This is a genomic window from Cyclobacterium sp. L-R (assembly GCF_056859355.1).
Genome location: NZ_JBSXOH010000042.1, coordinates 55,055 through 78,246, shown reverse-complemented (window position 1 = coordinate 78,246; position 23,192 = coordinate 55,055). Strand labels below are relative to the sequence as shown.

Sequence of the window (23,192 nt, the reverse complement as noted above, 5' to 3'; positions counted from 1 at the left end):
AATAGAATTAACCAATCTCCATTCAAATTTCCTATTTCCGAATCTGCTTAAAACTTACCAGATCCCAATAGCTAAACTCAGGGTTCAGGCTAATCATTTGATCAGCGTCTTTTTTATAACTTTTGTCTAGGTACTTGTAAGCAGCAATATTAAGCTGCTCCTTTATTCTCGACAAATCCCTTTCTTTTATTTGCTCATAGGGCCATTCTAGCTTTTTGCCTGTATAGGCATTTAAAAAGTCCAAAGCCTTCTGTATGCTTCCTCCTTTTTCACTCTCCCTATTCCAGAGATCTATACCTACTTTTTCACATGCCATGGCATAATACATAATCGCCAACAGGTTCATGCTACTATAATCCCAGGAACGAGTTCTTGCCAACTCTGCAGGTTGGCTTCCATCCTTCTCAATCATTTCTTCCATTATCAAAGGAAGCCCAGCTTTTGCCAAACTATCTGCTCTATCTGTCTGTCCCAAATACAAAGTCAAGGGAATAATTTGAGCAAAATACCAAGTTGTATGGTTATTGCCATGTACGGCTTCATCCTTACCGTGTTTGCTATTTACAAGCCATGATACATATTTCGTCAGCCAAAATTTCATACCTTCCTCAAATGAGGTATTCCAATGGGTGGAACTTGAGAGCATCCTAAATTGATCCGGTAATTCTGCCATCTTTCTGGTATCAATAATACCTATTCCCCTTCCTTCCGTTCTTCCGGGAATCCGCTGGGCAAAATTTAGGTTGGGATTCATTTTGGTATCGGGATCTAAAAACCAAGCATTCGCTAAATGGATAGCTTGAGCAGCATATTTTTCATTGCCAGTAAAATAAAATGCCTGACTTAACACTTTTAAGGAATTGAGTAATTTACCCATCTCCTCTTTATCCTTATAATCAAAGTACTCAGGATTAATTTCTCCATCTCTCCTGATATAGGGTAGTCCATCCTCTTTTTCGGGATCAGGCCACCAATAAGGCCCCATACTGGTGTAATCATGGATATCTCCACTTGGAGGCAATTGCTTTTTATGTATGACTGAAAATGGACCGCTACTTAAGGCCTCCTCAGCTGCCATAATCAATGCCTTTAATTCAGGTGTTTTTTGAGGAGAATTAGTATCTATATTCTCTCTGGCTTTTTCCTTTACAGTACCTTCCAAAAGAATAAAGCCATCCTGCTGTGCCCAAAGTAAGCTTGGGGAGATCAAGCCAATAAAAAGGAAAACATTAAGGGCAATTCGAATTTTTAGGTTAAAGCTCATTTTGGAGATTTCGGGTTTTATTGTTTAAAGTTTTAAAACTAATCAGAATGGGAGAGATTTTGTCAGCATTGTTGAAGAAAAAATACAACAATACCGCCAAAATCATACTGCTTTCATCGTTTTTACCAGGACCTTCTCCCCTGAATACAAAAATTACACTCTCAAAAGCTACTTAAACCCGAAATATGCAATAGACATTCTATTACATGCTGAAATCGCTTCAAAATCAGCCACTTCGTTGCTGTTTTCAACACCATAGCGGTGCTATGCTAAAATCTCCAAACACGACCGATTGTCTTGCGATTGCAACACTTCCCGTAAACACGGGACAGGCTTCACCCCTGACAATTGTCAGGACGGAGAAAGCCTATTACATAATCCGGGTTAAAAGCAATGTTAAGCTTCACAGAATTAGCTGAAATAATGAAATTCGGCTGGTAGAACCTGGCCCAATTTCATTACCGAATCTGTCCAAAGGGTATGGAAAGCGCTATGTATTATCTCGGATTTAGTTAAAATCTGCAACCGACAAAACCAGGCTCCGCTGAAAAAACCCATAACCATAACTAAGGGTAAGGGTATCTTCCTTTCCAAACGGTAGCTTCTGGTTTTCGAAAAGAATGGCATCTCCAGTAAATTCAATTCCGCCTATTAATTTTACCCCTAATGGTTGATCTTCCTTTAGTTGGACCATCATGCTGTCTCCAGATTGATTGGAAATTTTGAGCGAAACGCTTTCTATGGTCTTATAATCAAAATTAAGTGGGGCAGTGAGGGCAACAATGTATTTTCCTTTACCTTTTTTCTCCAGTGCAATATCCGTGTAGTAATTGGCCATATAGGCCATACTCAAATTAAATGCAGTATTGAACTGTACCCAGCCTTCTGTCCAACCCAAATCCCCTGCCTCGGGGAAATTGGGATAGTGGAAAGATTTTGGAGAGCCATCAAATACAAACTGGACCTCATCCAATAAACCTATCCCTCCTCTATGCCTGCTGTACCAGCCCAGGTCTACGCCCTCTACTTCTTCAGGCCCTTTGTAAGAAAACTGTCTACCTGTTGGATTGCGTCCAAAGGAATTCTCAAAATGAGACCAAGCCAACATTTCCAAATCATTAATTAAAGTCTTATCCTCCAAAATTCCATTTGCTGCAAAAACTGCTGCAGGGAATCCTAAAATATTTCCGGTTTCATTCCAGCCGGGAGGCGTCCATTCTTCGACACTGTATTTTCTGAAATCCCATAGATTGTCTGAACGGTCCAACATCAACTGTGCCCATTCCTTGACTTTTTCAGTAATACCTTCAGGTGCCCTTTCTGGAAATTGCTGGTAAAAATAAGCAAAGGCCCGCATGGTCATGTGCTCGGACATCCTTTGCCCTTTGGTGGTCAGGGGATCTGACCAATCCAAATTATTAATCATCCAATCCAACTGTCTATAAGCGGCCACAAAGAATTTCTCAGCAGCTGCATCACCTTCCCGTAAGGCGACTTCATACAGCATCAAATTTGGAATGACAGAAAACCCTGGAGGCATCTCCCCTTTTGTCGTTCCCAATTGGGTCTTCAAGGAAAGTAAATCGTGCTCCTTACTTAAATTGTACTGTGAAAGGGAGTGCTCAGAAACAGTCTCTTTTTCCCAATTGTCTTTCACATATTGGTAAACAATATCGAAGTTTTGTTGCGGTAGCCATTGCTTTAAATAAGGCCAGGCATATAAGAAATGTGCTAACTCTGCCTTTTGCATTTCATGATCCAGTTTTTGGCTAATTTTCACATCTGCATCCCAATGGATGAGCTGGATGATATCTGGTGTTTCCGGTGCAAAAGGTTCCAACTTTCCCCAAAGTCCTTTGTAATTGTCAGCAAAGCTCTCGTTGGAAACATATTGTCCTTTTCTTTCCATGCGCTCGTATGCTTCCGGATTGCTCAGGTACATGGCCACTAAACTTTGCATGGACCAATTGAAAAAATCCCCATCCCTCCAGGCAAAACTGATGCGCCGAATATCTTTAACCGTACCTGTATAATGCCTCGCGCCCAACATAAAATCGATCATGTTTCGATAGGTAACTCTCTCCATCCAATTAGGTCCGATCCTAAATGGAAAGGATTCGAGTTCCTTAACTCGGACCAAAAACTCATCTTCAGTTAGCGGGTTGAAAGCTGAAAAATCTCCTTTCTCTCCTTTAACTTTTCCTGAGAATTGGGCCTTTCCAGTTTTGACATTTACAATAGAAAAAGGGGTTTCATCAGAAATTCCGGGAGCAGTAAAACGTTTGCTTCGGTATAGATTGTAACCACTTTGATTGACAAGAATGGGTTTGTTTTCCAAGCCACTTTCATCCGAATATTGTTGGCCAAGCAAAAGCACTTCACTTATTTCCATCGCTTTTTGATCCTGAGCAGCCAGCCGAACTCGGTCAATTAGCTGAGGTTTTTTCAGTTGAATTTCTATTTTTTTTGCCCTATTATTTTCCACCTTATGGAAAGTTTTCCAATCTCCATTTAGTAAATATTGCAGGTATATTGTCTCATTGGGAACAGCGGTTGGAGCGAAATTTATTTCCACTTTTATAACTTCCGTAGCTCCCGGAAAACGCAAAACCAACCAGGCATTTTTATCCTCAGACAAGCTGCTCCAATGAGTCTGAAGGTCTCCATCAATGGACAATTTTTCAGCATGATTTTCCTGCGATGAACTGCTACTTGCAGTGGCCGAAAAGGACAAGTTTTTTTGGGCAAGCACTGGTGAAATCCCAAGCAATAAGAGTGCTACAATTCCCCAATATTTTGGGGATAAAATTCCAAATTTACTCATAAAATTTACAAACATATTATTCCAAATATGGCCACCGGAACATGCACATTTTGTTGCTTAAAGGTAAGCAGCAGCTTGTCCGTTTGTACCGAGGTTTTAAATTTAATTGTTACTACCGTTTGGTGGTTGTCCTGTATTTCAGCCAAGACTTTCCCACTACCGTCAGTCAATTGAATGTCTTTTACACAAAAAGGTATTTCCGATTCAGGATGTCCCATCAAGGTAGACTCCAGGGCATGGTCAAAATCAGTATCGAAATACACACTTAAACTATTAATATTCTGAACTTTATCCCAAACCATCTCAATGGTAGGTTCGGTATCATCTAAGGCTGCTGCCCAAGCATTTGTACCCACTTTGGGTCGGAAAATTCCATTCACTAAGAAATTTGTTGAATACGGGTCAATAGCTTCTGTAAACTCAAATGCCAGGTTGTGCCCTTCTGGCCTTCTTTCAGGCAACCAAAAGTCAAATTCCTCAATACCAATACCTTTAGGAGGTTCCTGTCTACTAGAAGTAGCCACTGCTTTATTGAATTTTTGAAAGACTGACAACAGACCTGTAGCCCTTGTTTGACTGCTCCTGATGGACACCTTTTCATTGGCTGAAAAGGCCACAAAATAATATTCTGTTTTTTCTATATTAATCTGTAAATCAATTGTTAAATATTGTTCACCTAAAGTTAATTCTAACTCCTTTTGGGCCAAAATGATTTCCGGACTGAAATTGCCTTTCTTCTCACTTTTCAACAGCGACACCACTATTTTTGTGTTTTCGGTAGCCTTAAACTGAAATTTCATGGCTGGTAATTTACCGGGCACAAGGGGTAACATTTGTGCAGCTGCAAAGGTCAGGGATTTCCAAGGACCATCAAAGGCCAAGCCCGACAATCGCATGGTAGATGAGGCAGAAATTTTCGCGTCCTGAGCCAAATCTTCTTTCAATCGAAGCACATGATTTGGGATGTATTGTCCTTGTAAAACCAAGGCATCTTTTAAAGCTTCTATCCTACCCTCCTTTAGGATTTCTGAAGGTAAAATTTGATGCTCTTTACAGAGCACTGCCGCCATGGCTACAGCCTGTGCATTGTGGGCACAAGTGGCCATTACACGGCTCGATCCAAAGGCCACATGACTGGCACTAATTATCCTTCCGGTCAGGAAAAGATTGTTAATATTTTTGCTGTACATGGTACGGTAAGGGATCTGATAAACACCCTTGGTATGCCACTGTGTACAGCCAGGTTTTTCACCATAAACACCATCCGCAGGATGAAGGTCAAGGGCCCATCCACCAAAGGAAACTGCATCGTCAAAACTGCGTTGTTCCACCAAATCTTTTTGAGATAAAATATAGTCTCCTTCAAATCTTCGGCTTTCTCTTTTGCCTGGAATTGTCCCTACCCATTCTAATGTATGATTGGCCACTTCAGGGTTTTCCCCTGAATTTTTCAGGTGATTCCAGATGCCATAGATCACCCGCCACAGTTCCCACTTAATCGTTTCCGATTCATGAACTGTATCTTTTCTTCCCCCATATTCTACCCACCAAAGTCTACAGCCATGGTCTTTCAAATTGAAAGATTTAAACCTTGGCAATTGGGAGATTTCCGTATTGGCATAACTTGGAGGAACAAACCGAACAGGCTTGCCTGTGTCTTTGCTGTAGAAGTAAAGACTGTGTCCCAACAGCTCTCCATATTGGTGATCCGGTGCAAAGGCTTCATCAAATTCATCCGCGGATTCAGCACCCATGCGAAAAGCTGCCCCAGCCATAAAGCTCATAATGCCATCTCCTGATCCGTCCACAAATAAGGGGGCCTTGAGTTTGTATTGAATTGAGTTTTGACTACAAAATGCCAACACATGATCTATTTCATCCGGGCTTTTCTTTTCCAAATCGTACATGGCCGTATTCAAAAGCAAACGGATATTTGGTAGTTCCGTAACTTTCTCGATGAGAATGGTATCCAATATCAATGGATTCCCCTCTGGGTTCCTATAGAGGTTTTCCAACAAGATCTCATCCACTACGCCGCCTTCCCTGGCCCATCGATTGTTATTGCCCATATGGGAGGTTGCACCCAAGATCCATAGCCTCACTTCTGAAGAACCATTGCCTCCGAGAACGGGCCTGTCTTGCACCAATACAACATTGAGGCCCTCTCTTGCTGCCGTAATGGCGCAACAAGTTCCTGCAAGTCCTCCACCTACTATTACCAGATCTGAAGTAATCGATTCGATTTTTAAAGACCGCTTTTCCTTAGTAAAATTTTCTTTAATCATTAAAATATACTGAATTCACGTTTTATTTTAGAACCTGCGCTTTGGCCTTATTGCTTGCATAACGCACAGCATAGATTCCCAAAGCAAGGATTAATAATCCCATAATGAAGAGGTAAACTCCACCTCCTCCTCCCCACAAACCAAGGGCAAAAAACAATAAAGCAATACTGATAAATGCCCAACCCATTACCTTATAACCATAAGTATTTTGATTTTGACCTGATGTTAAACTTTCAGTCAATTCATCTTGTGTTGGTTGGGCTTTAAGCGCATACCGCTGGTATTGGGCACTTTCAATGTTTTTATTTTTAGCGTACAGCTCGTAAATAGCCAACAGGACTATGGGTAAAAAGACGCCAACAATCATTTCACTGCTTCGACCCAGTGAAAAGGACAGCAAGGTTGGTGACACGAATTTAAAAAACACGTTGATCACCAAACTTACACTAGTAACTACTAGAATGGAATTACCCGTCTGTCTTTTAGAAAACAATCCCCAAATAGCCGGGGCATACAAGGCACCTCCAGTTACCGCCCCTATACTCAAGACCACTTCAACAATTCCTCCTGCCAATGGCACCATAAAAGCTACTCCAATGGTACCCAGCCCAAATAGCAAGGTTGCAAGTCTTGCTACTTTCATTAGGGTCTTATGGCTTGCTTTAGGATAAAGAGGTTGGTAGACATCATTTGTTAAAACCGCTGCTGCCAGGTTGAGGGAAGTATTCACAGAACTGGCCGTGGCAAAGATCATCCCTCCCAACATCAGGCCAAGCATGCCCACAGGTAGGACACTCATGCACATCCTCAGGTAGGCACCCTCGGTTTCCAAACCTACCAAACTTGGGTCAAGCACCCGGTAGATCATAGGAGGTAACATCCAAATCAAAGGACTTATCAGGTACAATATACCAAAGAGATAGCCAACCTTCTTCGCTGAGGCTGTATCCTTCACGGAGGTATAACGCTGTACATAAGCCCAGTTTCCTCCAATAAAAATGGTGTTGTAACCTACGAAGGCCAGTATAAACCAAAAGGTATATTCTCCATTAAAAATTTTAAAAAACGTTTCCGGCGCTTCGGCTATAAATTGATTTATGCCTCCTACCTTCTCCAGAGAAAGGGGTAATACAATCAAGACTGCTGCAGTAAGGATCACAAATTGGAGCACATCTGTGACGATAACTGCCCAAAGCCCTCCAACGGCTGTATAGATCATAATCATGCCCCCTAAGAGCAAGATGGCATAGTAGATATCAAAACCCGTCACCACATTTAGGATCTTGGCTACAGGGTAAAGAAAAGCTCCAGTATAGCCTAGAGATAGCACCAGAAAAATAAAGGTATAGTACTGTTGGATCTTTTTACCAAACCTATCGGTAAGGTAAGCTGCGACAGTGATCGACTGGGTTTGCTTCCATTTAGGAGCAAGGTATTTACCAATTATAAACCCACTGATACACATGGCCATCTGTATGGTGATGGCTACCCAGCCCCATTCATAAGCAATGGAACCCCAAACTACAAAGGTACCTGCGGAGAAAAAGCTCATAAAAAGTGATAGGCCACTGATGGACCAAGGAACTGCTCCTCCGGCGGCGAAAAAGGATTTCATATCCCCTCCTTGCTTCCCAAAGGACAGTCCTGCTCCAAGAATAATTAGGGTGAAAACAAAGATGGTTAGGTAGTCTATTTGATGCATAACAATAATAAAAAGGCTTAAGATAAACTGTAGAAGGCTAAAGGTAACCGAAATTCTGATACTTTAAACTGTATTCTCAGTTCATTAATATGGGGCCAGGGTGATTAATCTTAGAAGCATTTGTGGCATCTCCTGGCATTTCCCTCCGTTCCCATTCCAGTAACTTACCATGCATTGTGGCTTTATGTGGTGTTGGGTTATTTGGGATATTATCCCCTGTTTGGTTGGTCCAAGTCGTAAGTAAAAGCCTCATTTGATTCAGCACCTCCCTGTTTTCAGGGGCATAGAGCACATTATTAAGATTATGTGGATCATTTCTGGTATGATAGAGTTCTTCGGCGGGTTGGGGCAATAAAGTAATCAGTGATTGTGCAGGGGTTAATTGGTCCTTTTCATGCTTATTCCACAATTCTTTAGCGGCTGGAAAGGCATGTGGATCTGACTCACCGGATAGGTTTCTCTTATTTGGCCAATTGTTTCTTATGTAAATCCAATCTCCCATCCGCACCATCCTTTCATGCATGCTATACCGGTGCCAGTTACGTTCAGCAAAGGCTACTTCGCGAATAATGACCTTATGGTCTTGAAGTACCTTGGAGAAACTTACTCCCTGAATGGTTTCAGGAATGCTTAATCCGGCAAGTTCCAGAATCGTAGCAGATACATCTATGGCACTTACAAGGGAGTTGGTTCTGCCTTTATTGACTTTAGGTCCGGCAATTACCAAAGGTGTCTGTATACCATTTTTATACAAGTAGGTTTTACTTCGGGGAAAAGGCCTGCCATTGTCAGTTAGAAAGATGAGGTAAGTATTGTCCAAAATACCTTGTGCCTCCAATTCATCCAAAACCACACCTACATAATGATCTAATCGGCTGATTTCATGATAATATCCTGTGAGGTCTTCGCGGGTAAGTGGCCCGTCGTACATATAGGGTTGTACATCCACCTGAGTGGGAAGATAAGTACGTGCCTTGTCATTGACCTGCCAATCCCTGTGGGCATCATGAGAAGCCAACCAGAAAAAAAATGGTTGGTTTTTGGGTCTGTTTTGCAAATGGGACAGCCAATTTTCGCTTCCGGCAGGTTTGCTGTCTGAATATTCTAAAAACCCCAATTGATTGGGAGGGGCCATATGGTTCTTACCTGATAAAACCGTATGATACCCGGCTTTCTTTAATTCTTGTACAAAGGTTTTTTGACTGCTTGGCAGTTCCACATGAATCTCAGGTGCTCCGGTATTGTGTGGATACCGTCCGGTAATCATGGAAATCCTGCTAGGTGAGCAGGAACTTGTGGTCAAATAGGCATTGTCAAATACCAACCCCATCATCGCCAGCCTTTGCAGGTTAGGCGTATCAATAGATTGATTTCCATAGATACTGAGATCCTCTGCAGATATATCATCCGTCAGGATAAACACAAAGTTTGGAGGACTGGTATCTGCAGAAACCTCAATTGCTCCCAGCAACAGCAACAACGATAAAAGGATTGGTATTTTAAAATAATTCATCTTTGAAATTGCCTTTATTTATTTGGCAATGTTGGGTAGTTGTAAATGTTCAAAGGTGATTGTATAATGCCCATATATTCGTCCAAATGACGGGTATAAACCTCCCTTGGACTGGCGTTGTTTCTTTTAGCCACATATGCAGCATAACCTACGGCTTCTCCCATCATGCCACAAGTTCGCATCACTCGCGTACTGCCAAATGCTACATGGGTAGTGCTTATGTTTCTTCCTGCCATGTACAAATTGTCAATATTACGAGAATACAAGCAACGGTAAGGAATGGTATAAGGCTTCACCCTAATGTGTTTGGTGGCAGCAAAGAATTCCTCTCCCTCGAAGTATTTGGAGTTTTTGGCATCAGGAAAATGAAGGTCAATGGTCCAGGTAGCAGTTACACTTCCATCAGGATACATCACCCCGTCTTGAATATCCATTTGTGTCAAAACATGGTCTCCCATCAACCTTCTTGACTCTCTTTTTCCTCCAATATAAGAAACCCAGGCCAATTCATTATTTTTGTACTTCTCGGCTTTCTCTTTTTTCAGATAAGACCAGTTACCGTAAATTGCACGAAGGTTATGGTCCCTGATTTGTTCTGCTTCATAAATGGTATTGAAGTTGCCAAAGCCTGTCTCCCACTGCCAATCGGCTTTATGCTCATCTATATGGTACTCATCCGAGAACTGTAGTGCCCAAGGGGTTTCTGGGAAATCAGAAGGATAATCCTTTTCAAGGGAAGCCCATAAATTAGAGGTTCCTAAAGTAAAATCATCCGCTGTATCAGCAGCAAGCGATTCTCCGGTTTCTTCCTTACTTTCACGACCCATTCGGTATTCTGCACCTGCTAGGAATCCCAATGTTCCATCTCCTGTACAATCAGAGAAATAGGTACTTTCAAAACGGTATTCTTGGTTGGTTGCAATGTCACGACCTATCACCGCCTTGATGCTATTCCCATCCATTTCTACTTCATACACATGGGTATTGAGGTGAAGTGAGATATTTGGCTCAGCCCTTACAATTTCAAGCTTTCTGTCATCTCCATACCTTTTTTCGTCAGGATTTCCGTTGCCTGGATCCCCATTGTCCAATTCTCTAACAATTCGTCCTAATTTAGGGTAGTGATTCACATCTACTCTCCCCATCAGGTGCACCCTGATTTCAGAGCTATTGTTTCCCCCCAATACTGGCCTGTTTTGTATTAACGCTACTTTTAATCCCATTCTGGCGGCAGATATGGCAGCAGTAGTACCTGCAATGCCACCACCCACTACTACCAAGTCAAATTTCCCTACCTCTTCAGGTCCATCTGTTAAACCCAACAATTCCTTGCGTAGGGTCAAGAGTTTTTGGTTGTCATTGGTAGGTTTATCTGTTTTTGAGGTGGAGAAATAAATGGCATCGAATCTTCCATTGAATCCTGAAAGATCCTTGGCGGTAAGGGAATTCTCTCCTTGCTTCATCTCAACAGACCCGGCATAGTACCAGTCCCAATCCAATATTCCGCTCTGCCCAAAAACCTGGTCAATTTCGGTATCATTGACCGTCAATTTAAAGGCACCTGGCCCAGTAGGGTAAGGTGCCCAATCTTTTGTTCTTACCCACATGTGGTAGGTACCACCTTTTTGAAAATTCACCTTGGTACTGGCATCTTCCACCACGCGTCCCATACCATGGGCCATCAAGTAAGAGCTGTACAATACATCGAAGGATTGCTGGTCAATGACCCATCCTCCTGTGTTATCAAATGATTCTGCTTCCACCAAAACCCTATTTTGGGCTTGTAATAAATTGATTTGGGTAAAGGCCAGCAGGAGGCCAAAGGTCCATAGTATTCGTTTCATTTTCGGGTTCATTTATTTTATGTTTTCAATTTTAGTCTATTGTTTTTTTAATTTTTCCGTCCAGTTTATCCTGTTTTTTAAGCAATTCAGTCATTTCCTCTACCCATTTCCCTTCCTCTAGGTATTCCAAGGCTTGAAACTGTTGGGTTTTATGCAGGTTTGTTTGTTTTTGCAGAACCTCCAATATTTTCCTTTGCTGGGCTGGATTGGCATTATTCAAACTGCTTAACAATTTGTTTTGAATTTCAGGATACAAAGCCAATGTTTTCAATTTGTCAAGAAGGTCCATCTGCAACCTGTATTGACTACTTTCCATTGTCTCCCAAAGCTGCAGTTGTCTTTCCTGTGAAGAAAGGACTTCAATTGGAAGGACTTTTATTAAATGCCTTGCTAAGAAAATATTATCGCTTTGCAAAATTTGTAACATTGCAGCAGCTATTTTTTCATCTTTTTGTAGGCCTTTAGCCAACACCTTTTCAATGGCCCAATACTGGTAAGGGTAATGTCCACTTTCCAGAAATTTAAGCAATTGATCTCCAGAATAATTTTCAGTGGTATAAGCCTTTGCAATAGCTGCCATTTCCCCATGTGCCAAATGCCACAAGGTGTAACAAGAGTATACCGCACCATAAATCACTTCATTTTTTATGGTTTTAAGGGTCGCTCCCGTCACTGCATCCACTCCATTGACTCCTGCGGTTTGGGTACCTCCTACCAGCTCTTCAATTTTATAATCCTTTAATAGGGATCTTTCATTGCTTAGGATTTCCTGTAATTTGTTATGATCAGCAACATCAAAAGGAACATGATCCAATTTGGTCAGTAATTCACCTTCTGGAACGTCATACCTTTGATAATTGCCCAGCAAGTCCCAATAAAAGTTCACATAAACCGGGTAGCACTCGTTGGTATGACAAACTGGAGTAAAGATTTCTGCCATGTACCCCTCTGGTTGTCCACTGTCATCTTTCAAGAGAAACATCTCATAGCGCAAAGAATCCGTCTCAAGGCTCTTGACCAAAACCCTATCTCCCAGTTTGACATTGCCTTGGAATCCCGCAATACTCATAAGGAGAAACACTCCTATTAGACCAAAGGTCAGACACCTTGAATAATATTCAATCATTACTATTTATTTCAATCGTCAAAGCCTATTTAACTTCTTGTGATCCTTATTCCCTTGAAATTAATTCAAATTCGGTCATTTTACTACTTTTTCCTTTTACTTAGAAGAATGTGTCTTACTCATAGGTAAATTGAGCAGTAGCCTTACAATTTTGATTGCCCTCCAAACGGACCCATCTTGCTTCTATTCCCTCTGGAAAATACTCTACATGCTTTTTACCTGCAGGCACAGTTATTTCTTTCCAATCCATCCATGGTCCATGACCTATTGGCTCCATTTGAATTTTAAACGTTACGTCATCAGCCGCATCATGGCTAATTTCAAGAGATCGTTTGTCATAAAAAGCAAACAAGTAAGGATCAGATGGCACGCCAGCTTTGATTGCTGAATTGGCCCAAGGACCGCCTTTACCCACAGGTTTCCCTAATTGCCATAAATCGTCTATTGCTCCTGTCCAAACAGCTACTTCGCCATCATCAGAAACAACAATGTGTTCATTCGATGCCGCTGCTTCAGGGTCAACACCTGTTAACAATAGCATTCCCCTGTAAGAAGCATAATCATTGATTTTCAACTGATGGGAAGCAACAGGTCTAATTTTGGCATATCCGTCTGCATTTTCGGCAGGCAATTCATAGAAGGTACCGTGGCAATTGAACAAATCTCTTTCGGTAGCTACTTCTCTACAGATACGTAGGTTACCTGCCAAGGAAGGCTCAGTATAGCGCTCGTTGCCTTTTGGTAAACGCCACCTTCTGCCCTTGTCATCAATTACCAGCACTGAAGCTTCATCCACTTCAAATACATTTTTAGGAATCTGAAAATTGTCATTGATAAACTGCTGTGTAGTGGGGTCCTCCACTTTTACCAATTGGAATTTATCGTCCATTTCATAATAACCCAGGTCTGTAGGTTTCCCTTCTTTATAAGACTTGGCTACCAAGCCTAACTTTCTCCTATCATCTCCCAAACCATACAAGAAGCCACCTGTAAAATCATTTTGCTCAATGGTATTGACTCCTTCAAAAATACCAGTTTGCATTGCCTTCCTGGTTTCAGGATTGGCAAAAGCGATGTGGGCAGTAGCTATGGTATTTTGATTGGCAGTTAATCGAATCCATTCACCACTTGTGTTTTGATCAAAATACTTTCTTGTACTCTCTCCTGCTTTCACTTCCACCTCGTCCGTGGTTTTCCAATTGCCATCCCCTTTGGCATCAATTTCAATAGTAAAAATCACATCGGATTTACCTTCATTTTTTATCCAAAGGTTTCTGTTATTCCAACCGGCAAAAAGCATGGGATCGGAGGCAACCTTTGCGGTCACTTCTTCATTGAGCCATAATGCACCATTGGCAGTATTGGGTCCCAATTCATCAGGCAGATCCATACTACCAAACCATAAATTGGAATTGGATTGTCCTGGACCTTGAATATTTCCTTTGGCACTTCTTTTATTCAAAAATTCCTTGTTGGCAGAATCATCTGTACCAAACACCAAACCATCATTCCAACGGGTAAAGTCTCCTACTACTTTCAAATAAGCAGATCTTGGTCTAATTCCTGCGGTACTTCCTTCTTTAAAACTTTCAGGAAACTTCCAAAACATACCATGCATGGTCATTAGATAGTCCGGCTCACCTTCTTTTCCTACGTTTCTGATTCTAGGCCATTCAGTATTCCAACCATGTGCGCCATCATAACTGTGACTGGCTTTGGGAAGGCGATAAAATGACCAACCTTTTTCCGCATCTCTGGAAGCAAGGATAACCGACTTATGGTCCCATCCTGTCGCCCATATTGGATCTGTCTCCGGATTGGCATTGCCATAGATCCCACCCGGTCCTGTTACTTCTACAAACTGGTTTCTGCGGACAAGTTTCCATTCTTCTCCATCCCACTCAGAGAGTGAACCCGATTCTATATCAAACTGCTCCAATGCTTTACTTCCTGACTCTCCATTGTTGGAATATACTGTAACACCTTGTCCTGAATAATACCCTTTCCCGTGGGCACCTTTCAGTAAGCTACCTGCTGGATTGGTATCTGTGTCGTCTTTTTTCTTTCTGCGAATATTTCCATCCTCATAGAATTGTTTTACAGACAAATCATGCACATTTACCTCATAAAACCCTTCTTCCATGCTGGCATAATAAATCTTATTGGCGGGATCTGTCAAATGTCTGGCATTTCCTGTATGTCTTCCAGGCATATCTGTATAAGGAATTGTCCTTACTTCACCGTTTTTACCGATGGCATAGGGGCCTATAAACAATTGTTCACTTTCTTTGTGAATCATCCTATTGGCCGGGGTGCCACCAATACTTTCAGGCCTGATTTGCATGTTTAGGTCTTGATCGATCTCATAGAGTTTATCAGAGGAACCCAAGGGTAGATGAGGTCCATAAGTGATCACCCACAATTTATCTGCCCAAGGCACCACGGCACCTGTTCCGCATTCTCCTTCATTGTTATAATAGGCCAAATGGGGGTAAATGCCACTAATAGATGGATAGGTTGTTATGGTAGCCGATTCCTTAGGTTGACAAGCTGAGGTCACCAGGAATATAAGCATTAACAGGTAAAGAAAATTACTTTTTAACATATCAATTTCTCAAGTCTGGGTAAAGTTTATTGTTGTAGTACTGTTTTTCTATGTTCGCTAATTAATTTTTGTGCTTCGCTGACCTTTGACATTACTTTTTCCGACCCTATTAAATTAATCAATTCAAGTGGATCCGTTTTCTGATCATAAAATTCTCGAAAAACGACCTTTTCCAAACGGCTATTTTCAAAGGTTTCAATATAACGAAAATCTTGGTTGATTACTGATAAGTTAGGCAATGCCCCACCATAGGTCCCAAGGCCTTCATAAACGAAAGCCTTTCTCCAATCCATCTGATCTCCATTCATCAATGGCCAAATGCTTCTACCATGTAGATTGTCTGGCAAGGTAATTCCTGCCATATCAAGTAGGGTTGGTGCCATGTCAATATTAAGAACCAAATGATCCAGGTCTGTAGGTTCAAGGTTCGGTCCCATTACAAATAATGGAACTTTAGTAGAAGGTCGATAAGGTAAAACCTTGCTAGTAAAACCATGTTCCCCCAGCATCCAGCCATTGTCACTCATGAAAAATACGTAAGTATTTTCCTTTAAACCTAGGTCTTCAATTGTTTTAAATAGTAGGCCAAGATACTCATCCATTTCGGTAATGACTGCATAATAATCTCTTGTATGTTCCTGAATGGCCTTTTTATCTGGGTAGCCATATACTTTTGCCTGACTAAGATTTCGTACAGACCTAAGGTATCCCGGCTTGTTTGATAGGTCATCTAGATGGCTTTCAGGCACTGGCATGGCAGCTACATTAAACCTGTCTTTGGTCTCTTGTCTTGCATCCCAAATTAATTCACCATTCATATGGGGCAATTGGGTATTGTGAAAAAGGAAAAAGGGTTCGTCTTTTTTTGCTGCATCATTTATAAAGTCGATGGATCTTTCTACACAATAAAGATCACAATGTTTCTCTACTTTCAATACATTTCCCTCATCATTAATGGTTCTTCCATAATAAGTACCATTGCTTCTAAAAAAAACAGAAAAGTCAAAGCCTGCTGCCACTGGTGTTTTGCCAATATGCCATTTACCTGACATCCCTGTATGGTAGCCTGCCTCCTTCAGGTACTGTGCAATTGACAATTCATTTCCATTGAGGTCACTTCCAAGTTCCAATACCCCAATTGCACTGCCATACCTACCAGTCAGCAGTGAAGCTCTACTAGGGCTACAAAGGGAGAAAACCACATTTGCCTGATGGAACCTAAGGCTTTTTTTAGCCATTCGATCCAACATTGGGGTTAATGCTTGGGGATTACCATTAAATCCTACCCCGTCGTATCGTAAGTCATCTGTATAGATAAAGATGATGTTTGGTTTATTCTCATAGTCTCCTGACTTAGCCCCAATCAAAAAAGGCAGAAAAACCAACCCTCCTATAAATAACAACAGTTTATATTTTTTCATAAATAGGTATTAATCCAATCTCCAGCAATTACAAGTCTAATGAAATCACCCCATATAAAAGATCCGGCCGGGTAAATTTTAGTCAACCCGACCGGAAATCATTGTATTTCCTTTGAAAACAATTTAATATCCAGGATTTTGGTCCAGATTGCTATTGATTAAAATCTCCTTCGAAGGGATTGGCCAAAGGTATTGCTTTGGTGCCTCAAATTGTCTGATGGCCAAACGTTTTACAAGGCCTGCCTCGTACATTGGCGAAAGATCAGCTACCCCATCTTCGTCTATTTCTGGAGTCATAGGAAAAAACCAAAGATCCTGATCTATGACTTTTTCTTTCAATTCCGCTACATCCAACATGCCATAAACATCTCTGTTAAGTACTTTTTCAGCAATTTTCCACCGAATAATGTCACTATACCTGACCCCTTCAAAACCAAATTCCATTCTCCGTTCTGTCCTTAATATAGTTCTTAATTCAGCCTGATCGCTACTGGTAATTGCAGGGTATTCAGTCACCTGCTCTACAGCTACGCCATAAGCCCTAGCTCTCACAGAATTCATTGCCTCATGAACACTTCCATCTATTTCTCCCAATTCAATTTTTGCTTCTGCATACATTAGCAATACATCTGCATAACGCATTAGAATTTCATCATTTTCTGCCTGATAATTCAATAACCAGTCTTCATCCACACCTTTCTTCCGAAGCAAACCATTGAATGAAGCAAAAGCAGCTACCGATCGAGTATCATTATTGGTTTGATAGCTTCCGGTATTGAAATTCATTACCTGTGTAGTATCTGGGTGCGGTTGATAGGTGAAATTCAAATGCCTTGATTGAAAAGGAACTATTGTAGCAGCACACCTTGGGTCCCTATTTTCAAAAGGATTTTTGGGATCATATAATGGTGATTCATCTATTGGCAAACCATCTGTACAAAGGTAAGCATGCAATAGATCCCAAGAAGGTGCAAAAGCTCCACCCCAGCCTCCAACATTTCTAGGTAGGTAATTTCTAACATTCCAGGTAACATTCAATGATCTGGACCTTGGCATGGCAAAAATCACTTCACTTGGATTTCTTGTACTTGTTAGAAACAGTTCCTCATAATTGGGATACAATTCATGGACTCCCAAGTCCATACAGGCTTTTGCCGCATCTCTTGCAATGGCAAAATCCCCCATTTGAATAGCAAACCTTGCTTTCATTGCATAAGCGGCTCCTTTGGTTGCCAGTTTATTTTCAGATGAACCATAGGATTCAGGAAGCAAACTTGCTGCGACATCAAAGTCCTGATAAACAGCTTCTTTTATAGTATTCTTGTCTGTTCGGCCCATGGTAAAAGCCTCTTCCAAACTTAAGATATCTGTAGAGTATATGACATCTCCAAAGTAAAAGACTAGCTCCCCGTATTTAGCAGCCCTTACAAAATGTGCGTTACCCATGTATTTATCAATGGTAGCTTGAGGAACTGTACCTTGAATTTTGTCCATGTTTAACAATAATGTATTGGACCGAGCTATAACTTTATATGTATTGGCCCAAACGGTGTTTAAAGTTCCCCACTCACCATTAATGGTGGCATTGGTCACAGGTGTCAAGGCTTCCCTATTGGTAAAGTCATCCGTCCAGGCATCATCATAGCCTTGCCAGAAAACACTTCTAAATATATCATTGACAGACATTTCAACTTCTGTGGCATTGGAATACCAGGCTTCACTTGAACCTTCCGATAGGGGATTTAAGTCCAGATCAGCACAGCCAACCATTCCTACCAAAAATGCGGAATATAGTATTGATTTTAATTTCATGGTAAAGTTGGTTTAAAATTGAACAGAAACGCCCATTAGGAAAGAAGAGGTAATCGGATAACCTGTAGTAGAAACCTCCGGGTCCCATCCTTGTGGGTAGTTGTCTATGGTCAGAAGATCGGATGCATTACCATAAACTCTGATATTTTGCATTCCTAACCTTTCAGCCATACTGCTAGGTAGAGTATATCCTAGGGAAATGTTTTTCAACCTGAAATACCCCCCATTGATCATCCAGAAATCAGACATGGCATAATTATTTGACTGGCTATTACGGGTTAGCCTGGGGTAGCCAACATTTTCATTTTCTGTAGGCGTATTGTAAGTGCTCCAATAATTTCCATCAAGTATTTGAGGTACAGACCCCCAGTTTTCTACGATAGGCTCCACCATTAATCCTGATAAACGGCTATTCTGTTTACCTACCCCTTGGATAACTAGTCCGAAATCAAAATTTCTGAAATCCAATTGGATATTGCCGCCATACATAAACCTTGGCATACTGCCTCCCAATAAGGTTCTGTCATACTCAGGAGAAATTTTACCATCAGGCTCACCATTTGGACCACTAATGTCTAAGTATTTCACATCACCAGGTCTTACATTGGCATTCATTACTGGAGAATTGTCTACTTCCTCTTGGGTTTGGAATAAACCTTGAGATACATAACCGTACCATTCGTCAAACTCTGATCCTTGTTTTCTTACCTGGCTTCCTAAGAACTGAATACCACCCAGATCCCCCATTACGGATCTGAAATCCGAAAGATTGAAACTTACGCTATAGCCAAGTTCATTGATATCGTCCGCCCAGCCAAGATCTAATTCCCAACCTTTGGTATTCATTTTACCTGTATTTTGGTCAGGGTTGTCAAAACCTATATAATCTGGAATTTCCAAAGGCAATAACATGTCTCTGGTGGTTTTGTTGAAATATTCACCAGAAACTCTCAATCGATAATTAAGAAAATTTGCATCCACACCTATATTATAAGAAGTGGTTTTTTCCCAAGAGATATTTGGGATAGCGTATTGCCATTGTGCTGATGACTGAGATGAAACTACATTGGATCCTTGATGGAACAGTACATTACTAAAACCTATAGTAGACTGGTAAGGATAGTTTCCAATTCGTTCGTTACCAAGGGTACCATAGGAACCTCTAATTTTAAGGAAAGAAATGGCCTCATTGGTCTTTAAGAAATCTTCTTCAGACAATACCCAACCAGCTGAAAAGGATGGAAAAGAACCCCAACGGTAATCTCTAGCAAAACGTGAAGAGGCATCGTACCTTAAATTTCCTTGAAGGAAATATTTACTATCGTAATTATAGGAAAAACGTCCAAACCAAGAGTTATAGGCATTTTCATAAGCACTTCCTCCATTCCCTCTAAACTCAAGTGGCCCTAAATTAAGGTAGGGATAATTGTCCAATAAAAACTGATCTCTGGAGGCAGAAAGGTTTTCATTAAAAGACTGAAAACTTTCATTTCCGGCTAATAAGTTTAGGGTATGCTTTCCGAAAACTTTGTCATAATTGAGTAGCAATTGAGTTGTCAGTTGGTGACTGTCATTTCTGCTCTCACCTAAATAAGTAGAATTGGCCCATTGCAGGTTGCCTAGTGTCACAGTAGGATCATCCCATGCAGTATAGCTCACTTTTTTCTGGAAGTTTTTCCCCTTGTCAAAACGAAAGTTTGGAGAAGCAATGGCGGATATTTTCAACCCTTCGATAATTTCATAATTCAAACCTAGGCGGCCTCCCACCTGATTTTCCCAATTTTGGCGGGAGCCTCCATATTTCAACTGACCGTAAATATTGGCCCCTGTTTTCCCTTCAGCAACCCTACCGTCTTGCCACTCTGCAGCATAAACAGGTGCCGATATATTCATCATATAAATCGGATCCATGCTGGGTTGATTCAAAATTTCTCTTCTTAGAAAAATATCTGCTGTAAAACCGAGTTTGTCAGTAATATTTCCATCAGTATTAACTCTTGCTGTAAATCTTTCGAAAGTTCTTCCCTCATACAAAGCGTCAAATTTATCATAAACAAAAGAAGCCTTGGTCCGGATGGCATCTGTACCTCCTGAGATATCTAAAGAATGACGTTGTCTTGGTGCATTTTTTTTCAAGATAAGCCCTACCCAATCGGTATTAGGATACAAATCTGGATTGGATGCATTCAGATCCATATAGTTGTCCACCATGTCTTTTGGATACAAAGGATATTCATTGCCATCATTTCCATTATCATTCCATCGCAATTCATTAACCATCTCCATATACCGGGTTACATTCACATATTCCGGTATTCTGGTAGGTACTTCTGTGCCATACTCAAAATTGTAATTCAAACTCAACTCTCCCTTTTTAGCCCTTTTGGTAGTCACCAAAATAACGCCTGCAGCAGCCCTAGAACCATAAATGGAGGCAGAAGCTGCGTCCTTTAATACTGATATATTTTCAATGTCATTGGGGTTAATATGGTCAATGCTGCTAACCGGTACACCATCCATAATAATAAGAGGGTTACTATCCCCTATCGTGGTAATACCTCGAATTCTAATACTTGCTGAAGAACCAGGAGCAGAGTTGTTTCGGGTAACCATCACACCTGAGACCTGACCTTGTAAAGCCTGAGAAACATTTGCTGTTCTCCTATTGGCCAAATCTCTCCCTCCTATGGTAGCCACTGCCCCAGTAAGATCCGATTTCTTTTGGGTTCCATAGCCTACTACGACTACTTCTCCAAGATCAGAAATGTCTGATTCAAGCTTAACATCAATCTTGTCCTGGTTTCCCACGGTAATTTCCTGATTTTTAAATCCAAGAAAAGAGAAAACCAACACCGATTGTGCACTTGGTACAGTCAGTTGGTAATTACCATCGATGTCTGTCACAGTTCCTTGATTAGTTCCCTTGGCTAGGATACTTACCCCGGGTATGGGTAAATCTGAATCATCGGTAACAGTACCTTTTACCTGCACCGATTGTCCAAAAGAATCCCCAAAACCCAGCAATAAAGCCAGGCATAGGAATAAAAGTAGTTTTCTTGTCATTTTGGGTTTATTTATAAGTTAAAATTCCAAAGTATCATGGCTTAGAAAAGCCAAAATTAAATTCTAAACTACATATATTTTTCAATCATTATAATAGATATTTCAACCATTTTTAATTTTTTATATTGTAAACGTTTTCGAAAACGTTATCATTTAGAAATTAAGCAATAAAAGCTTACTTTTATTAAAAAATACTAAATTGACTTTTATCCAGAAATAATAAAATTAATTCATTAGTTTTACACCCTTGTTTATTTCAGTCAAACCCAAAATCACATGTCGAAACCCATTACCATAAAAGATATAGCCGAAAAATTAAATGTCTCCATCGCCACGGTTTCACGGGCATTAAGAGGTTCCACTGAAATAAAGAAAGAAACCAAAATGGCAGTTCTGGAGATGGCCAAAGAAATGGATTACCATCCAAACCTCTTGGCAAGCAGCCTTAGTAGTAAAAAATCTAAGATTATAGGTGTGGTGGTCCCTACCATTAACAGGTATTTTTGGTCCAATTCCATTTCTGGAATTGAGAACATTGCCTACAAAGAGGGTTATAAAGTGATGATTTTTCAGTCAGGAGAATTATTTAACAAGGAAGTCGAGATCGTAGAAACACTGGCCAACAGCAGAGTGGACGGGATAATAATTGCTTTCTCCAAAGAGACCAAGGACTTTTTACATGTTCAGCAAGTGATTGAAAGAGGTATTCCAGTAGTAATGTTGGAAAGAACTTGCAAGAACATGAAGGCATCTAAGGTGAGTACTGATGATAAAAATGGTGCTTATACCATCACCAAACATTTAATCGATAAAGGAAGAAGCAATATTGCTTATATCTGTGGTCCAATTTCTTTAATGGTTTGTAGGGATAGGTTAACAGGTTATCAGGAAGCATTGAAAGAGGCAGGAATACCTTTTAGGAAGGATTATGTGGTAGAAGTTGAAGATTTTAGATTTGAGCAGGCGGGGCAGGCATTGGAAAAACTATGGAATATGACAGTTAAACCAGATGGAATTCTGTGTTTTGCCGATATTCTGGCGATTGGCACCATACATGCTGCCCATAACCTTGGCATAAAGATTCCAGAACAGCTATCTGTTGCAGGTTTTGGAGACGATGAAACCAGTCGCTTTATCAGCCCTGCCATCACTACTATGGCTCAACCCTCTTTTGAAATGGGAGAATTGGCAGCCCAAATCATTTTGGAGGAGATCGGACTTTCGGGGGAGTCATGCGATATTCGAACTGAAATAATAAAACCAGAAATTATTATTAGGGAGAGTACGTGAGTAATGCATTTACGTTGAATTTCTTTTTCTCGCTAAGACGCGAAGAAGGAAATGAAAAATATTTTGAATACTTGTGCGTTTGATCAGTTAGTTTAAGGTTTTATTGTAGTTTGGGGACAAAAATAAATCCTTTACGACTTCGCGACTTTGCGAACAATTCTTTTCAGAAAACGAATGCATTCCTATTTATTTGCTCGATAAGGCGCAGAGACGCTAAGAAGGAAATGAAAAATATTCTGAATATATGAGCCTTTGATCAGTTATTTTAAGGTTTCATTATATTTAAAGAGTAAAAAAAAATTCTTTGCGACTTTGCGGCTCTGCGTGAAATCAATCTCTCGCTAAGGCGCAAAGGTGTTGGGATACTTATTTTGAATACTTATGCTTTTAACCAGTTAATATAGGTTTTTAGGGAGTTTTTTTTAACTAAGAACAAAAAAATT

Annotated in this window: 12 protein-coding genes; 1 reads left to right on the top strand and 11 read right to left on the bottom strand. The window is 40.7% G+C overall.

The features are described from left to right. Positions 1 to 31 precede the first annotated feature (31 nt). From AC13EX_RS04425 to AC13EX_RS04375, 11 genes are all read right to left on the bottom strand, one after another. A complete protein-coding gene (locus tag AC13EX_RS04425) occupies positions 32 to 1,264 on the bottom strand; it encodes an alginate lyase family protein (protein ID WP_482891714.1) in 1,233 nt (410 codons plus the stop codon). A 508-nt stretch (positions 1,265 to 1,772) separates the two neighbouring features. Further along, entirely contained in the window at positions 1,773 to 4,088 is a 2,316-nt protein-coding gene (locus AC13EX_RS04420) for a discoidin domain-containing protein (RefSeq protein ID WP_482891713.1), read from the bottom strand. Between the two features lie 5 nt (positions 4,089 to 4,093). Next, entirely contained in the window at positions 4,094 to 6,373 is a 2,280-nt protein-coding gene (locus AC13EX_RS04415; protein ID WP_482891712.1) for an FAD-dependent oxidoreductase, read from the bottom strand. A gap of 22 nt (positions 6,374 to 6,395) precedes the next feature. Further along, positions 6,396 to 8,075, bottom strand: coding sequence for a sodium:solute symporter family protein (locus AC13EX_RS04410; protein ID WP_482891711.1), 1,680 nt, complete (start codon positions 8,073 to 8,075; stop codon positions 6,396 to 6,398). A gap of 76 nt (positions 8,076 to 8,151) precedes the next feature. Then, a complete protein-coding gene (locus AC13EX_RS04405; protein ID WP_482891710.1) occupies positions 8,152 to 9,588 on the bottom strand; it encodes a sulfatase family protein in 1,437 nt (478 codons plus the stop codon). A 14-nt stretch (positions 9,589 to 9,602) separates the two neighbouring features. Further along, positions 9,603 to 11,432, bottom strand: a complete 1,830-nt coding sequence (locus tag AC13EX_RS04400; protein WP_482891709.1) for an FAD-dependent oxidoreductase — start codon at positions 11,430 to 11,432, stop codon at positions 9,603 to 9,605. Positions 11,433 to 11,463: 31 nt separating this feature from the next. Continuing rightward, positions 11,464 to 12,558, bottom strand: coding sequence for a hypothetical protein (locus AC13EX_RS04395; protein ID WP_482891708.1), 1,095 nt, complete (start codon positions 12,556 to 12,558; stop codon positions 11,464 to 11,466). A 115-nt stretch (positions 12,559 to 12,673) separates the two neighbouring features. After that, the gene (locus tag AC13EX_RS04390) at positions 12,674 to 15,163 is read right to left on the bottom strand and encodes a hypothetical protein (protein WP_482891707.1); all 2,490 of its coding nucleotides are present in this window, start codon (positions 15,161 to 15,163) and stop codon (positions 12,674 to 12,676) included. Between the two features lie 26 nt (positions 15,164 to 15,189). After that, positions 15,190 to 16,584, bottom strand: coding sequence for a sulfatase family protein (locus AC13EX_RS04385; RefSeq protein ID WP_482891706.1), 1,395 nt, complete (start codon positions 16,582 to 16,584; stop codon positions 15,190 to 15,192). A gap of 123 nt (positions 16,585 to 16,707) precedes the next feature. Further along, a complete protein-coding gene (locus AC13EX_RS04380; protein ID WP_482891705.1) occupies positions 16,708 to 18,396 on the bottom strand; it encodes a RagB/SusD family nutrient uptake outer membrane protein in 1,689 nt (562 codons plus the stop codon). 12 nt (positions 18,397 to 18,408) lie between these two features. After that, positions 18,409 to 21,459, bottom strand: a complete 3,051-nt coding sequence (locus tag AC13EX_RS04375) for a SusC/RagA family TonB-linked outer membrane protein (RefSeq protein ID WP_482891704.1) — start codon at positions 21,457 to 21,459, stop codon at positions 18,409 to 18,411. A gap of 276 nt (positions 21,460 to 21,735) precedes the next feature. On the opposite strand from AC13EX_RS04375, the gene AC13EX_RS04370 reads away from it, so the two are divergent. Continuing rightward, a complete protein-coding gene (locus tag AC13EX_RS04370) occupies positions 21,736 to 22,749 on the top strand; it encodes a LacI family DNA-binding transcriptional regulator (protein WP_339717258.1) in 1,014 nt (337 codons plus the stop codon). The last annotated feature ends 443 nt before the right edge of the window (positions 22,750 to 23,192 follow it).